General features: G+C 46.3%; 15 protein-coding genes. 3 read left to right on the top strand and 12 right to left on the bottom strand.

The features are described from left to right. Positions 1-13: 13 nt before the first annotated feature. The gene (locus tag B0I27_RS09320) at positions 14-1,807 is read right to left on the bottom strand and encodes a mechanosensitive ion channel family protein (RefSeq protein ID WP_106292981.1); all 1,794 of its coding nucleotides are present in this window, start codon (positions 1,805-1,807) and stop codon (positions 14-16) included. Between the two features lie 83 nt (positions 1,808-1,890). Between B0I27_RS09320 and rlmF the strand changes: the two genes are divergently transcribed. Then, a complete protein-coding gene (gene rlmF, locus B0I27_RS09315; protein ID WP_245925474.1) occupies positions 1,891-2,847 on the top strand; it encodes a 23S rRNA (adenine(1618)-N(6))-methyltransferase RlmF in 957 nt (318 codons plus the stop codon). Here the strand turns inward: rlmF and B0I27_RS09310 are convergent. Genes B0I27_RS09310 through B0I27_RS09290 form a run of 6 tightly spaced genes read right to left on the bottom strand, consistent with a single transcriptional unit; the run spans position 2,844 to position 8,204 of the window. Next, the gene (locus tag B0I27_RS09310) at positions 2,844-3,527 is read right to left on the bottom strand and encodes an SIR2 family NAD-dependent protein deacylase (RefSeq protein WP_106292980.1); all 684 of its coding nucleotides are present in this window, start codon (positions 3,525-3,527) and stop codon (positions 2,844-2,846) included. The two genes, rlmF and B0I27_RS09310, sit on opposite strands and share 4 nt — an antisense overlap. Next, complete coding sequence (locus B0I27_RS17470; protein ID WP_181276732.1) at positions 3,528-3,698, bottom strand: hypothetical protein; 171 nt, start codon at positions 3,696-3,698, stop codon at positions 3,528-3,530. 10 nt (positions 3,699-3,708) lie between these two features. Beyond that, positions 3,709-5,958, bottom strand: a complete 2,250-nt coding sequence (locus tag B0I27_RS09305) for a xanthine dehydrogenase family protein molybdopterin-binding subunit (protein ID WP_106292979.1) — start codon at positions 5,956-5,958, stop codon at positions 3,709-3,711. 10 nt (positions 5,959-5,968) lie between these two features. Continuing rightward, positions 5,969-6,955: an FAD binding domain-containing protein gene (locus B0I27_RS09300; RefSeq protein WP_106292978.1), complete on the bottom strand. Its 987-nt coding sequence runs from the start codon at positions 6,953-6,955 to the stop codon at positions 5,969-5,971. Further along, positions 6,952-7,563 (bottom strand): (2Fe-2S)-binding protein, encoded by a 612-nt coding sequence (locus tag B0I27_RS09295; protein ID WP_106292977.1) that lies wholly within the window; start codon positions 7,561-7,563, stop codon positions 6,952-6,954. Before B0I27_RS09295 ends, B0I27_RS09300 begins: the two co-directional genes overlap by 4 nt. A 47-nt stretch (positions 7,564-7,610) precedes the next feature. Beyond that, complete coding sequence (locus B0I27_RS09290) at positions 7,611-8,204, bottom strand: sugar O-acetyltransferase (protein ID WP_106292976.1); 594 nt, start codon at positions 8,202-8,204, stop codon at positions 7,611-7,613. A gap of 210 nt (positions 8,205-8,414) precedes the next feature. Here B0I27_RS09290 and B0I27_RS09285 point away from each other — a divergent pair, with 210 nt between their 5' ends. Beyond that, positions 8,415-10,520 carry an LruC domain-containing protein gene (locus B0I27_RS09285; RefSeq protein ID WP_181276731.1) on the top strand — a complete coding sequence of 702 codons (2,106 nt, stop codon included), beginning with the start codon at positions 8,415-8,417 and terminating at the stop codon, positions 10,518-10,520. A 114-nt stretch (positions 10,521-10,634) separates the two neighbouring features. After that, positions 10,635-11,615, top strand: a complete 981-nt coding sequence (gnd, locus tag B0I27_RS09280) for a phosphogluconate dehydrogenase (NAD(+)-dependent, decarboxylating) (protein WP_106292974.1) — start codon at positions 10,635-10,637, stop codon at positions 11,613-11,615. Between the two features lie 29 nt (positions 11,616-11,644). Here the strand turns inward: gnd and B0I27_RS09275 are convergent, their stop codons facing one another. From B0I27_RS09275 to B0I27_RS09255, 5 genes are all read right to left on the bottom strand, one after another. Further along, the gene (locus tag B0I27_RS09275) at positions 11,645-12,448 is read right to left on the bottom strand and encodes an SDR family oxidoreductase (protein ID WP_181276730.1); all 804 of its coding nucleotides are present in this window, start codon (positions 12,446-12,448) and stop codon (positions 11,645-11,647) included. 118 nt (positions 12,449-12,566) lie between these two features. Beyond that, entirely contained in the window at positions 12,567-13,175 is a 609-nt protein-coding gene (locus B0I27_RS09270; RefSeq protein ID WP_106292973.1) for a hypothetical protein, read from the bottom strand. Between the two features lie 9 nt (positions 13,176-13,184). Continuing rightward, complete coding sequence (locus B0I27_RS09265) at positions 13,185-13,559, bottom strand: hypothetical protein (protein WP_181276729.1); 375 nt, start codon at positions 13,557-13,559, stop codon at positions 13,185-13,187. Positions 13,560-13,768: 209 nt separating this feature from the next. Further along, the gene (locus B0I27_RS09260) at positions 13,769-14,140 is read right to left on the bottom strand and encodes a hypothetical protein (RefSeq protein ID WP_146133110.1); all 372 of its coding nucleotides are present in this window, start codon (positions 14,138-14,140) and stop codon (positions 13,769-13,771) included. 247 nt (positions 14,141-14,387) lie between these two features. Further along, positions 14,388-14,870: a hypothetical protein gene (locus B0I27_RS09255; protein WP_106292970.1), complete on the bottom strand. Its 483-nt coding sequence runs from the start codon at positions 14,868-14,870 to the stop codon at positions 14,388-14,390. Between the last annotated feature and the right edge of the window lie 136 nt (positions 14,871-15,006).

Here is a 15,006-nt window from a genome sequence, read left to right as displayed (position 1 = left end):
AGGAAATTGCTGATTACTCTTTGGATTCCTCCGTCCGCATGACATTGTAGACAGGAGATAGTATTTCTATTCCGGCTGCACCGAACACGTCCTGAATATTTTCCAGCAGGCTGCTGTAGATTACGGCTTGTTTATTTGCCTCTCTGGTATATGCGTTGATCTGGTAGGAGACATAATAGTCGTCCAAACTGATCTGGAGAACAAATGGTTTAGGCTCCTCGAGGATGTGTGCCGCTTTCAATGCCGCCTCAATCAGCAAATCATAAACCTGCTTCCAGGGAACGTCATAACCGACCGTTACGGTATAATGGACGATGAGACCTTGTCTTTCAGCTCGGGTATGGTTGGAGTAATTCACTGTGCTGCTTGTCAGAACCATCGAATTGGGAACAGTGATGTCTTCATTCTTGATAGTCCTGATCCGGGTCACCAGCATCGACTTTTCCACGATGTCGCCCGTTACTTCACCAATTTTGACCCTGTCGCCGATTTTAAACGGTCGCATGTACGTAATCACCAAACCTGCGACGATATTATTTATGGCGCTGGATGAACCCAGGGAAAAAAGTATACCCAGAAATACGGATACACCCTGAAAGGCAGGAGAATCTGAACCTGGAAGATAGGGGAATATCAGAACCAGCATAAATGCATAAAGCATAAAGCGGAGAATGTTAAATGTTGGGACCGCCCAATCTGTATGAAAACCTCTGATACGAATGTTCTCCCTTTTGATTTCAAAAAACAAGTATTTGATGCCTTTCAAAATGTACTTGAAAATATAATAGATAACCGCAATCGTGAAGAGATTGGGTAAATATTGCACCACGGCATTTAATGCAGCTTTAATGGGCGCCAGTACCCAGCCTAAAAGTGTGCCGGTCCATGCTTCCGTTTCCGGGAAGATACTGAAGAGAACAGGAAGCGACAAGTAGATCGCCAGCAGTATAGTCAAGATGCGGGCAATATTATTTATTCTCAGTAGCAGATACTCCACATGTTCAGGGCTGAATATCTTGACATTACGAATACTGAGACTCGAAATGTACTTCTCCCTTGCCGCTGACATAAATAGGGCGCTACGGGCAAACAAGCGGTTAATTCCCGCAACGATGAAGCTCAGCACAAGGATAATCAAGAGCACTAATCCTATCCGTTTCAGCCAGTTTATCAGACTGTGAGCATCCCGTTCGCGCACGATGACCTCCCGTACGATCTGAAGATACTCCCCGGCCAGCTCCTGATTGCTTTTCCCGAACCACAATCCATCTATCGGAGTAACAGTGAGCAGTATCTGCCTGTCTTTATATATCACATCAAAATTATCTTCATTTTGAACAAGCACTAACGAATCAGGGGAGAAAAACGGATCCTTGTATAGATTTTCAATTTTAAGGGATATAGCCGATGCGCGATCTTTCGCCTGGAAAGAACCTGTTCGCGTGAAGACATGAAAGAGCGTGTCAGTATTCAGGACTACCGGATAACCGACGGTTGTTTTCTTCAAGCTCTTTATCTTCTCCATCTGTTGGATGGTTCTTAAAGAATCGTTTATCTTGATTTGACGGAGTTTTTGCTCCAGTTCTTCCGTTCGGCGGGCATTACCTGATGCCAGCTGCAACTCTCTTTGCAGTTGGATCTTCACCAATGAATCGATTTGCTTCTGCTGCTGGTCCTTGAGGATGATCGCCTCGTTGAGCATCAGCGTTTGTTGCTGAGCAGCTGTGTCGGTTTGTTCCTGTGCAATACCAAAAGAAAGTGCTGTAAAGAAGAGAAAGATGTAAGTAAGAAGGTACGCTCTGATCATAACCCGATTTGCTGTAATAATGCTGGATTCTCTGAAATTAAAGATAAGAATTTATGTTGTACCGCTTAATGTATAATTTAGCCATGAAATTACCTGCAATGACAGACCAGCCGAACAGAAATACCGATCAGAAAGAAATGCTGCATCCAAGGAATAAGCACCGTGACAGGTACGACTTTCCCTCGCTGATCAAGGCGAACCCTCAGCTTAGCGATTATGTTTCTGTCAATCCCTATGGCGATCTTTCTGTTGACTTCAAGGATCCGGATGCTGTAAAAGCGCTGAACCAATCACTCCTTAAATATTTTTACGGGATTGAGCTTTGGGATATTCCCAAAGGATACCTCTGTCCTCCTATACCTGGCAGGGCAGACTATTTGCATTACCTCGCTGATCTGCTCGCTGAGCCCGCTGAAGCTGAAATTCCTACAGGGAAACACATCAAAATTCTGGACATTGGTGTCGGAGCTAATTGTATCTATCCATTGATAGGGCACAGTGAATACGGCTGGACATTTGTAGGCTCCGAAACAGACTCCCTGGCATTGAAAAATGCGAAGGGAATCGTAGATGCTAACCTGCTGTCTAAAGTGATCTCTATCCGAAAACAAAGCTCGTCTTCAAATATCTTCAGCGGTGTCATCAGACCGGGCGAAAAGTTTGACGCTACAATTTGCAATCCGCCGTTTCATGCGTCGCGACAGGCGGCTATGGAAGGCTCGGGAAGAAAATGGAAGAATCTAAGAGGCCAAAACCACGACAAAGACTTGCTAAACTTCGGCGGTCAGAACACGGAGCTCTGGTGCGAAGGAGGAGAGGAGCGATTCGTTCGACAGATGATCAAAGAAAGCCTGCAGTTCTCCAGCAACTGTAGATGGTTTACTTCCCTGATTTCCAAAAAAGAAACCCTACCTGCCTGCTATCGTGATTTAAGCTATCATGGAGCCACAGCCGTCAAAACCATAAACATGTCTCAGGGACAAAAAAAGAGCCGCATATTGGCCTGGACCTTCCAACACAGGGATACTCAAGCTGGTTAAACGGTAAATAGTCGATCAATCATCTTCAATATGCCCGTACTGGCAGGCTCCTGAATACGCACGAATTCGCTATCACGCACATTCGGAATTTCCGGGTCAATAACGAACTTGGGGATTCCCCGAGGGACATAGTCAACCAGGCCGGCTGCGGGGTAAACGAGCAGTGTCGTACCAATAACAGCAAAGAAGTCGGCACCCTGACAGATTTCGGCCGCCTCCTCGAGCATGGGTACGGGCTCGCCAAAAAAGACCACATGAGGCCTTAACTGAGAGCCGCGTTCGCACAGTTCACCCATCTTGATTTCAGCCCCTTCCAGCGGATAGGTTAACCAGGGAAATCTGCTTGACTGAGACCTGGTGATCAGGCCGTGAAGATGCAATACGGATTGGCTTCCCGCCCGCTCATGAAGATCATCGATATTCTGGGTAATGATCTGCACGTCGAATGCAGACTGCAATTCAGCTAAAGCCAGATGCGCAGCGTTCGGCTGCGCATCTAGAACCGACTGTCTTCTTTCGTTATAAAATTGCTGAACCAATACAGGATTACGCTCCCAGGCTTCAGGAGTGGCAACGTCTTCAATCGCATGCCCTTCCCAGAGTCCGTCCGAGCCGCGAAACGTTTGCAAACCGCTTTCGGCACTAATACCCGCACCCGTTAATACAACCAACCTCTTCATTTACTCCAGATTATCTACTCCCTCACCAGCGTCTGGCGACACCAGGTCATCGCTTCCGTCTTCGAGCTCCACATTATTTTCCTCGTAATCCCCCTCGGGATTTTCGGTGCTTTTATTCTGTGAATCATCTTTTTCCCGATCTTTTCCGAGCGGATCATATTCGTACATCATTATTACATGTTTAAGTTCGTGTTATATTTAGTTTGTCAGGAGTAACCGGCAATTCCCTTATACGTTTACCCGTCGCGTTAAATATCGCATTAGTGATCGCGGGAGCCACTCCAATGATCGCAATTTCCCCGATTCCCTTGGTTCCCATAGGATCTACGATGTAATCGGGTTTATCGGCAAAGAAGACTTCAATATCCGGCACATCAGCATGTACAGGTACATGATAATCAGCCAGATCCTTCGTGATATATCTACCAAAGCGATGATCCATCACAGCGTCTTCCTGCAAAGCCATGCCAATCCCGCCCGTCACGCCTCCGATCATCTGATTTCCAGCAGTCTTCTTATTGAGAATCACGCCCGCATCTGCACAGGTCACCACTTTTTTAACTTTTACCCTCCCGGTTATCGAGTGCACATGCACCTCCGCAAAGTGTACCGAGTATGAATACATCGAGTAGGCTTTTCGCTCTTCTCCCGGTTTGGCTTCTTCAATAACATCCAGGTCTGCCGTGCCGCTTTTCTTCATCAGCTCAGAAAGACTCATACTAACGTCTTTGTCTTTGAGCCGGATGCTGTCTTTCTCAAAGACCACCTGCTCCAGACTTTTGCCCTTAAACTCCGGAATATGCTTGTCAGCCAGCGCCAGCAGATCTGTTTTAAGGGCCATACAAGCCGCGATCACCGCAGAGCCGACACTGTTGACCGTGGATGAGCCGCCCTGATTTCCTGCCTGAGGAAATTCGGAATTGCCCAGCTGGAACGTAATGCTCTTCGCTGAAATTCCGATATGATCAACCGCTACCTGTGTCATCGCGGTGCCGGTACCCGGACCTATATCTGTTACCGCACTCTGTAGCACCAGCGATCCGTTGGCATACAGCTTCCCACGAACCTTGGCACCTCCACGATTGGCACCAAAAGTTCCTACTCCCATTCCGTAGCCGATCTGCCAATGCCCATCGCTCAACATACCGGGCTCCAGCTTCCTTTTCTCCCAGCCAATAGCCTTGCTACCCATCTCGAAGCATTCTTTCAGAAACTTGGTCGACCAGGGTAGCTTCTTTTCCGGATCAGAGTCGGTGTAATTCGCTAGCCGAAATGTCAGTGGATCCATCTTCAGCAGATAGGCTAACTCATCCATCGCGCTTTCCAGGGCGAATGCACCGGTGGCTTCTCCCGGACCGCGCATCCAGATGGGTGTGCTGAGGTCAAGGGGAAGGATCCTATAGCGCGTACTCACATTTGGCGCCGTATACATCATTTTTGACTGTTGCAGAGTGCTTTCCGTAAACTGCTCGTAAGATGATGTCTGACCTATTGATGAGTGTGAGATCCCGACGATCTTTCCATCGGCAGAAGCGCCAATGCCTATTTTCTGCCAGGTTCTCGGCCTGTAGCCCACCATGAAAAACATTTGCTCGCGCGTCAGCATCAGCTTAACCGGCCGGTTGACCATTTTCGATGCAATAATGGCCGCGGTTTCATGCGGCCAGTTATGGAGACCGTTCCCGAATGCCCCGCCTACGAAAGGAGCGATAACCTTTACATTCTCGACAGGAAGTTTCCATTCTCTGGCGAAGTTTTGCTGTGTAGGCTGCGTTCCCTGCACTTTATCATAGAGTGTGAGCTTATTATGCGCTTCCCAATGTACAGTGATGGCCTGTAACTCCATGGGATTATGCATCTCTGCCGGATGCTCATATTCTGCCTCCAGCTTAACTGCGGCCTTCTTATATCCATCGACCTCGCCGCGGTCATAGTCGGCCAATCCGGACCTGGGATTTCTTTTGGCCGATTCCGGCAAAACCGCCTTATCCCTATGCGCGTGAAAATCGGTGCGGTGTTCTTCTTTTGAATAGCTAATCTTTAACAATGAAGCTGCGTACGTCGCGCGTTCGAACGTGTCAGCAACCACTACAGCGATAGGTTGACCGTTAAAATAGACTTTGTTGTTATAGAAAACCCTTAAAGGCTGGCCGCGTGTTGACGGCTCTGTAGGATGCTCATTATCCGCAGGGTACCCTGGAGGTCTAATGGCATTGACGTGTGAAATGACCGCGAGTACTCCGGGAGCATTGCCCGCTGCCTTGCTGTCAATCGACTTGATGCTTCCCTTAGCAATCGTACTGGTCACCAGCACCGCATATACCAAGCCGGGGAGGGGATACTCTGCTGAATATTTTGCTGCTCCGGTTACTTTTAACCTGCTGTCTACCCTATGCAGGGGTTCTCTTACTGACTGAGATATCTTTTCCATCTGCTGAGGTTTATGCTTTTACCAGTCCGGAAGCGATACTGAGTGCGTGTCCGATACTGAGAGGTGCCAGCTTTAGTTTGAATTCATTGTGCTCGTATGCTTTGGCGCCACGCATGGCCAGTGTTCCCGCCTCCTGAAACAGGCCAGCAGATATCTGCTGGCCCGCAAGGAAGGTTTCCACTTCTGTAAGCCGCCAGGGTTTATGTGCAACCCCACCCATAGCCAGACTTGCCCAACGGATTGTAGTTCCCTCAAGATCGAGTGCCGCCGCTACCGAAACAAGCGCGAAAGCGTAAGAACTCCTATCACGTATCTTAAGATAATGAACGTGCTTTAAAGCTGATGTGGGGATGCTGATCCCTGTTATCAGTTCGTTCTTGCCAATAACGGAGTCCAGTTCAGGCCGGTCGCCTGGTAGACGGTGGAAGTCCTGAATAGGAATGTTCCTCTTTCCCTTAGGGCCCGACAGCTGAACGATGGCATCCAGAGCGGACAGGGCAACATTCATATCGCTGGGATTCACCGCAATGCAATGCTCACTTGCACCAAAGATCGCGTGCATTCTGTTGAAGCCTTTCAGCGCGCCACATCCGCTACCCGGTAAGCGTTTATTACAAGGCATGGAAGTATCGTAGAAATACGGACAGCGTGTACGTTGCAGCAAGTTACCGCCAACTGTTGCCATATTTCTAAGCTGGGCGGAGGCACCTGCAAGCAGTGCCTGCGACAGCAGAGGCAAGTCTTTACGAATATCTTTGTGCTCCGCCAGACTGCTGTTCAAAGTCAAGGCACCAATGTTAAATCCCTGGTCGTTCTTCGTTATTTCCTTAAGAGGAAGTCGATTGATGTCAACAAGCCGTTCCGGCGCTTCAATTCCCCGCTTCATAAGATCAAGGAGATTTGTTCCGCCGGCTACAAATTTTGCTCCGGAATCCTTTAACAGCGCGTTGATTGCCAAACCGGCTTCCGTTGGCCGTACGTACTGAAACTGCTTCATACTTTTGACCCTCCTTTCACCTCTCTGATGGCTGCTACTATATTGGGGTAGGCGCCACAGCGACAAATATTTCCACTCATAAATTCACGTATTTCCTCATCACTATCTGCATGACCTTCCCTAATGCAGGCGACTGCCGACATAATTTGCCCCGGGGTGCAATAACCGCATTGCAAACCATCATGCTTGATAAATGCGGCCTGCATCGGATGCAGCTCAGCGCCGTCAGCCAGTCCCTCAATCGTTGTAACCTTGCGACCGTCGTTCATCACCGCAAGGCTCAGGCAAGAGTTGATGCGCTGCCCGTCAACATGCACCGTGCAGGCACCGCACTGTCCATAGTCACAGCCCTTCTTTGTGCCCGTTAGCTGCAGATGTTCACGAAGAAAATCGAGAAGCGTTACACGAGGATCAATTTTCGCCTGATGCACACTTCCGTTTACTTCGATGTTTAACGGAACGTTCTCGATAGCAGATGCCAGTCGCTCGTCCCACTGCTCCTCGGCCGCTTTGAGGGCAACAGGAGGTGCCATAGCGGCGACCGTTATTAGCGTAGATTGTTTCAGGAAATTGCGCCTGGAGGCTTTGCTCGTTTTTTCTTTAGCCATTGGTCAGGAATTACATTAGGTAATTACTAATCAATGAGCATATTGTTTTATGTCTTTCCAGAAAAATACTCGTCTATTTCCCCTTCAGCCTGGTTGAGCTTTCTGATTACGCGGGCTGGGTTACCCACTGCAAGGGAATCATTCGGAATATCTTTAACCACTACGGATCCGGCGCCGATTACGCAACGGTCGCCGATGGTTACACCCGGACAAATGGTAACATGCCCTCCGATCCAGCAACGCTCTCCAATGGTGACCGGTCTGCAGCTTTCCCATTGATCGCGTTCATCAGCATCCAGTGGATGCTCTGCGGTATAGATATGCACCCCAGGGGCAATCAGTGTACGGGCACCGATTGTAACTTTCGCCCCATCGAGGATTACCGCCCCAAAGTTGATGAATACTTTATCCCCCGCGTAAATATGATCTCCGTAATCGCAGTAAAAGGGAGGTTCCAGATGAATATTACTGGCTGAATTGGGACACAATTCGTTCATTATTCCCTGAAACTTGTCTGTATAATACTCTGTTACATTCAATTTGTGCAGAAGACCCTTCACCCTCATTCGAATGTTGATCATCTCCTCACAATGAGCATCGTAAGGCTCACCATTAAACATTTTTTCCTTTTGTGTCTTCATGAAATTCAGCTGTAAGCGATGTCATAGAATGGATCCGGTCGAGATCCCGAGCTCAAAGATATTAATAAACACGGCTAAATAAATTCAGGCTATTATGTCCCATGTGCATTTTTTTTCTCATCTGGGGCATTCACAATTTATCGCAATAGTTAAAATTGCCACACAATGTGTGAAATAATGTTAACCAAAGTGTGTACTAATTCTTATCAGATGAACTGGTATAAAAAATGCACACAGCACAGCATGAAAATGACGTTTCTCAAATTGTGTGTGGTTATGCTTGCTTTGTCGGCGCTATCCTGTCAAAAAAATCAGTTAACCGAATCAAGTGGAGAACTTCCCGGCGATAAGGTATCGCCTGAAGGATTCAATTACAGCACCACAAAGAAAGTGGCACTAAACATCCGGCTTCTGACACGGACAGACCAGCCGCTAAAGAATGTCCTTGTTTCCGTATATGATCCCTTATCTATGGAGCCTGGCGAAGAACTCACCAAAGTACTTAGTGACGCAGACGGGTATGTGAAGGCAACATTAAACCTCCCGGCTTATCTGGAAAGCATCGTCATAGATCCGGCTTACATCGGTCTCGCGAGAAAGGTGAATGCCTACATAGCCGGAAGCTCTGTCACCGCCGTTATCGGCGGAGCCAATGGCATCAGCGGAAACATTATGATTCAAAAAGGGACCCGTTCGACAATGAATTTAAAATCTTCCCGCTTCAATACCTCTTCACAAAACACTGCCTACATCTATGATCCCGCATCCTTTGATGAACTTGGCAGGCCTCTCGACCGGGAACCGGTCGATCAGCGGGTTGATATGGCTGCCCTGATTCAACATCTGGGAAATACCATTCCTGAGGGAAGCTCGGTTCCGGACAGGCATCCGGAGTTTTTGAATACAGAAGCACCGACAAATCTTACCATCACCAGGACTTCTGACGTCTGGATCACTTTCGTGCATGAAGGAGCGGAATTCCTGAATTCATTGGGATATTATACATATCCAACCGGACAAAAACCAACATCCGCGGACCAGATCGACACCATCAGAATGATCCTCCCCAACGCATCAATGAAAGGAAGCCAGGGGCTGGGAAATCTGCTCATGGGTGATAAAGTAAAGATCGGAAGATTTAAACCCGGAACCTCGGTCGGCTTTGTGCTCATCCAAAACGCCTACCAAACCACCGATAAATCTGTGAACTACAATGCAACGAAATTTTACACAGACGAACACCTCAATCCTGAAACCAACAACAGCCTTAAGAGACATAACGTACTTCTAAACGACGCTAGTCAGCGTGTCTTCCTGGTAGCTTTCGAGGATATTAACCGGACGCCGGGTGCTCATAGTGACCAGGACTTCAACGATCTGGTTTTCTATGCTCAATCCAATCCGGTAGATGCCATTTCGCCAACAGGCATTCCTTTCGTAGATGAGAAGGTAGTAGATACGGATGGCGACGGAGTTCCTGATCTCTATGATGAATATCCTGAAGACCCCAAACTGGCTTATAACCGATATTACCCGAGCAAATCGGTATGGGGAACTCTGACCTTTGAAGATATGTGGCCTGCTGAAGGAGATTATGACCTGAACGATCTGGTTATCAGCTACCAATACAAGTTTGCGATGAACGCTAACAATAATGTTGTCCATCTAAATGGCTCCTATAAACCTCTGGCCGCCGGTGCCAGTTTCAGCAACGGTTTTGGCGTGCAGCTTCCTCTCACAGCAGGCACAGTAAAAAGCGTGAGCGGTCAGAGGCTCAGTAACAACTATATCCGATTGTCAGGAAATGGAACCGAGGCAAATCAGTCGACTGCTGTGATCATACCGTTCGACTCCCATAAAGAGCTGTTCGCTTCGAATCCTGGCTTCATAAACACCGTCCAGAACAGTGGCCTGGTAAACAGCACGACGGTGGATATCAGCATAACGTTCCATTCACCTCTGCAGGAAGACTTTACAGCACGCGCTCCTTTCAACCCCTTCCTGATCAGCAACCAGACCCGGGGCAGGGAAGTACACCTCGTTAATCATCTGCCTACAGATCTTGCAGATAAGAGTCTGCTATCAACTCAGTTTGATAACTCCAACGAACAGAAGAGCAGGTACTACCTTACGAAAGAAAACAAGCCGTTCGCACTCGATATTTTCGGTTCGTTCGACTACCCGGTTGAGAAAAAGGCAATTTATGATGTTTACGCCTACTTCTCACAATGGGCATTATCAGGCGGCGTCAGATACGCCGATTGGTACGCTGACAAGCCCGGTTACAGAAACAAGGCATTTATTTTTTTCAAGTAGAATTACATTGTTTATTCAGCGCGAAGGTACTCCGCTTTATCCCATTTCCTAAAACAAAATATTGACTTGGGTCTTACTAATACCAGTGATTGACCTCATATTATTCGTGAAAAGATGAAGAAGACAACAATAGGTATCATAGGGCTAGGTAAAATGGGAGGCAACATGGCTCTACAGGCTATTGATAAAGGGTATCAGGTTATTGGGTATGACCTGAACAACTACCAGGAGCTTCAGGACTATGGTGTGCTTCAAGTGTCTGATATGGATGCGTTTGTCGCGGAACTGGCTTCTCCGAAGATAGTATTTATATACGTGCCCGCCGGAGCGGTAATTGACCGGATAATTGAACAGCTGTCCACCAGGCTTCAGGAAAATGATATTATCGTTGATGGTGGCAATTCTTATTGGGGAGATTCTGTTCGCAGGGCCCAGGAACTGAAAGAACACGGTATTGCGTTCGTAGACTGCGGCACCAGCGGAGGCGTTGACGGAGCGAGAAACGGTGCGTGTTTCATGGCAGGAGGCGAACCCGAAGCAATGGTTCATGTGTCACCGATTTTGAAGGATCTGGCGGTCGAAAATGGATATGTGCATACCGGTGGTCCCGGCTCGGGACATTATGTCAAGCTCGTTCACAACGGAATAGAGTTCGGTATGCTGCAGGCGATCGCCGAAGGGATGGACCTTTTGTCCAATTACCGAGAGGATCTTAACTTTCCGGAAATTTTAAAGACCTGGAACCATGGCTCCGTTATTCGTTCCTGGCTGATCGAACTGATGGCGAAATCTTATAACGAGCAACAGGGCTTCGAAAGCGTACCATCCTATATCGAAGACACCGGAGAGGTTAACTGGCTCGTTGCCGATGCCATGCGCATGGAGGTACCGGTTCCGGTGATTGCGCAGTCGGTCATGCAGCTTTTCGCCTCCCGAAACTCAGATAGGGTAGCAGATAAGGCGATAGCTATGATGCGTAATGGCTTTGGCGGTCATCCTTTTGGTCCGGATGAAGGTATTCGCTACGAACGTAAGTACGGTAAGCTGGAGAATATCGAAAGCAGTTATCTCTATAAGAAAAAGTCAGAGCAGTAAGCTCTGACCACCTCGGGGAGCTTCTGCATTTAGCCATTTTCCAGGAATCCCGGATATAGCGTCATACCTCCATCAACATAAATCGTGGTACCGGTGATGTAATCACTTTCATCGGATGCCAGCCAAACTGCAGTCTTCGCTATGTCTTCCGGCTGCCCGATCCGCTTATACGGGATGAGTTTCAGAAGTTCCGCTTTCTTTTGCTCGTCCTTCCATACATCATCATTGATATCAGTAGCAATTGCTCCAGGGGAAATACAATTTACGCGGATCTTTTTTTGTGCTACTTCCAGAGCAAGCGATTTCATCAGCATAGAGATGCCCCCCTTGGAAGAGGCATAGTTCACATGTCCCGCCCAGGGAATGATGTCATGCACAGAACTGATAAAAATGATGTTTCCTTTAGCCTTCGCCTCGTTACCAACGTCCGGCTTTTGTACAAAGAGCCTGATAGCTTCCCGTGCACACAGGAATTGTCCCGTTAGATTTGTCTTGATTACGCCGTTCCATTCGTCCAAAGTCATTTCCGAAAAGGAGCTATCCTTCTGGATTCCGGCGTTGTTGATTAAAACATCGATCGACCCATACTTCTTAACCGCCTCTTCATACATGCCCTTCACTTCCTCTTCACTGCTCACATCCGCCTGGTATATAAAACCATCGCCACCAGCTGCGTTAATCTTGTCAAGCGTCGATTTTGCTCCCTCTTCATCGCTGTGATAGTTAACGACCACATTTGCGCCCTGTTGACCGAATCGAATAGCGATCCCCTGACCGATACCCGAGCTGGCCCCGGTAACAAGTATGGTCTTCTTCTGTAGGTTATTCTTCATTATTCTGCTTCTCTGGTTAGGAGAGTAAACAGACGCTAGCGCTGAATGTTCATTCGCATATTCATTCCCAGAATTCAAATGGGCGCTTTGGGCATCAGATCAACTCTCAAAGACAGCTCTATCTCAATCTAAACATCCGTCTAGTCTTCGCAATGATTTCTCGTACTTTTTCCTCTTTGCCCTCTTCATAGAAATAATGTATAAAGCAGTCTAGTTTGTTTTCCCTATGTAAGAAAACAACCTTGCTTTTATAGAACTTATCTTTGTAAATCAGTTTACATTCCCTGTCATATTCTCCGGCAACATTGACATTAAACGTTTTTTTAGCGTATGACTTTGGATAGTATACAATCCGGTTTGCTGTATCACCTTCCAACTGCAAATAAATAGTTCTGAGGTAATTGTCATTCGGAAGAGTCACGTATTTGAGATTAAATAGCCTTCTCGTTCGCTCTAGTTGCTCAGCGGTTTGTGGAAGTATTTGGATCATTAAAAACCGAATTGCTATGTCTTCCTCTTTATTTATTAAGCTATATTGAAAAAGCTCTGAACGATTACTCAGACAATATGAACTCGTCATTGAATCCAGATGCGAAAATCCTTCTGGAGCAGAATATTTAATATTATAATATTTGAGATTTAACTTAAAAGCCCAGTCCATCGGACGTTGAGCTTTTAAGTGTGTACATATTAATACAAGTGCCGAGATTAAAAGAATCTTTTTCATGTCACGCAACTACCTAGATCCACAGACAAGTCCCCAAGATTGAATTTGCCCGGTTCCAATTTGATTGGTCTGCCCCGAAGAGGGATCATAGACTAGGTATGACCCATCAGGAAGTTGATTTTGGATTGTAACGGCATGTGTGATGCCGCCCATATAAATATTAGCAATCACGGTTGCACTATCATACCCATGTAATGCATTGTATACCTCCAGAGAACTCGGCGTTGGATCGTAGTCAAAGTTTTGAGACAGGTAACCTTGTGCACTGGTGCTGCTAATTCCTATAGTGTTTCCCGACGAATCATACTGCCAACCACCACTATAATTACTATAGTAATAGCTTGATGAGTTTGATCCACCATACTGGCTACTTAAGTACCCCATCAAGTTAAAAACACAGTCGTAACCCCCACTAATTAGTCTCATGGCATCATTGTCGATGGTTTCGAATTCTGTTTTGAGTTCCTGAAAGTTGAGCTTTAATTTTTTCATGATTTCATCCAATTTAGAATAGGTAACCTTTAAAACATTGGATTGTCAATATGAATTGAGGGTTAGAGCTAATGAGTACCTGGAACATTTCAAAGAAAGCTCTATCTCAACCTAAACATTCCCCTGGTCTTCGCAATCGTTTCTCGTACTTTTTCCTCTTTGCCCTCTTCATAAAAATAATGTATAAAGCAGTCCATTCGGTCCTCTTTATGTAAGAACACGACCTTACTTTTATAGAACTTACCTTTGTAGACTATCTTACATTCTCTGTCATATTCTCCTGCAACATCTACATTAAATGTCTTCTTAGCGTAAGCCTTAGGATAGTATGCAATCCGGTTTGTTGTATCAGCTTCCAGTTGAAAATAAATCGTCCTAAGGTAATTTTGATTAGGCGGAAAGAGCTCCGAAAGGTTGAAAAGTCTTTTTCTATACTCCAGTTGCTCCGCTGTTTTCGGTGTTATTGGAATCATTAGAAACCGGATAGCTATGTCTCCTTCAGTATTAATCAAGCTATATTGAAAAAGTTCCGACCAGTCGCTCCGACAGTATGAACTTATCATAGAATCGAGGTGTGAAAACCCTTTTGGCAAAGAATACTTTACATTATAATCCTTAAGGTTTAACTTAAAAGCCCAGTCCATCGGACGTTGAGCCTTTATTTGTGTACATATCAACACAAGTACCAAGATAATGAGAATTCTTTTCATAGATGGGCAACTATTTAGTTCCACAGACGAGTCCCCAAGATTGAATTTGCCCCGACCCAATCTGGGAGGTTCTCCCGGAAGATGGATCGAAAATTATATATGATCCATCAGAAAGTTGACTTTCAATCGTAACGGCATGTGTGATGCCGCCCATATAAATATTAGCAATTACTTGTGCACTATCATAACCATTTAATGCATTATATACCTCAAGTGAGCTCGGCGTTGGATCGTAGTCAAAATTTTGAGACAGGTAACCTTGAGCACTGGTGCTGCTAATTCCTATTGTGTTGCCCGAGGAGTCATACTGCCAACCACCACTATAATTACTATAGTAATAGCTGGATGAGTTTGATCCACCATACTGGCTACTTAAGTACCCCATCAAGTTAAAAACACAGTCGTAACCCCCACTAATTAGTCTCATGGCATCATTGTCGATGGTTTCGAATTCTGTTTTGAGTTCCTCAAAGTTCAGCTTTAATTTTTTCATGATTTCATACAATTTAGAATAGGTAACCTTTAAAACATTGGATTGTCAATATGAATCGTTGAAGGGTTAGAGCTAATGAGTACCTGGAACATTTCAAAGAAAGCTCTATCTCAACCTAAACATTCCCCTGGTCTTC

Origin of the sequence: Arcticibacter pallidicorallinus (assembly GCF_003002875.1) — a bacterium.
In the GTDB taxonomy this organism is placed as follows: Bacteria; Bacteroidota; Bacteroidia; order Sphingobacteriales; family Sphingobacteriaceae; genus Arcticibacter; species Arcticibacter pallidicorallinus.
This window is presented reverse-complemented; position numbering and strand designations above follow the sequence as displayed.

What these genes read in the sequence shown, in the direction of transcription:
- B0I27_RS09320 (WP_106292981.1), bottom strand. Translation starts at nt 1,807, where the DNA reads ATGATCAGAGCGTACCTTCTTACTTACATCTTTCTCTTCTTTACAGCA.
- rlmF (WP_245925474.1), top strand. Translation starts at nt 1,891, where the DNA reads ATGAAATTACCTGCAATGACAGACCAGCCGAACAGAAATACCGATCAG.
- B0I27_RS09310 (WP_106292980.1), bottom strand. Translation starts at nt 3,527, where the DNA reads ATGAAGAGGTTGGTTGTATTAACGGGTGCGGGTATTAGTGCCGAAAGC.
- B0I27_RS17470 (WP_181276732.1), bottom strand. Translation starts at nt 3,698, where the DNA reads ATGATGTACGAATATGATCCGCTCGGAAAAGATCGGGAAAAAGATGAT.
- B0I27_RS09305 (WP_106292979.1), bottom strand. Translation starts at nt 5,958, where the DNA reads ATGGAAAAGATATCTCAGTCAGTAAGAGAACCCCTGCATAGGGTAGAC.
- B0I27_RS09300 (WP_106292978.1), bottom strand. Translation starts at nt 6,955, where the DNA reads ATGAAGCAGTTTCAGTACGTACGGCCAACGGAAGCCGGTTTGGCAATC.
- B0I27_RS09295 (WP_106292977.1), bottom strand. Translation starts at nt 7,563, where the DNA reads ATGGCTAAAGAAAAAACGAGCAAAGCCTCCAGGCGCAATTTCCTGAAA.
- B0I27_RS09290 (WP_106292976.1), bottom strand. Translation starts at nt 8,204, where the DNA reads ATGAAGACACAAAAGGAAAAAATGTTTAATGGTGAGCCTTACGATGCT.
- B0I27_RS09285 (WP_181276731.1), top strand. Translation starts at nt 8,415, where the DNA reads ATGAACTGGTATAAAAAATGCACACAGCACAGCATGAAAATGACGTTT.
- gnd (WP_106292974.1), top strand. Translation starts at nt 10,635, where the DNA reads ATGAAGAAGACAACAATAGGTATCATAGGGCTAGGTAAAATGGGAGGC.
- B0I27_RS09275 (WP_181276730.1), bottom strand. Translation starts at nt 12,448, where the DNA reads ATGAAGAATAACCTACAGAAGAAGACCATACTTGTTACCGGGGCCAGC.
- B0I27_RS09270 (WP_106292973.1), bottom strand. Translation starts at nt 13,175, where the DNA reads ATGAAAAAGATTCTTTTAATCTCGGCACTTGTATTAATATGTACACAC.
- B0I27_RS09265 (WP_181276729.1), bottom strand. Translation starts at nt 13,559, where the DNA reads ATGGGGTACTTAAGTAGCCAGTATGGTGGATCAAACTCATCAAGCTAT.
- B0I27_RS09260 (WP_146133110.1), bottom strand. Translation starts at nt 14,140, where the DNA reads ATGATTCCAATAACACCGAAAACAGCGGAGCAACTGGAGTATAGAAAA.
- B0I27_RS09255 (WP_106292970.1), bottom strand. Translation starts at nt 14,870, where the DNA reads ATGAAAAAATTAAAGCTGAACTTTGAGGAACTCAAAACAGAATTCGAA.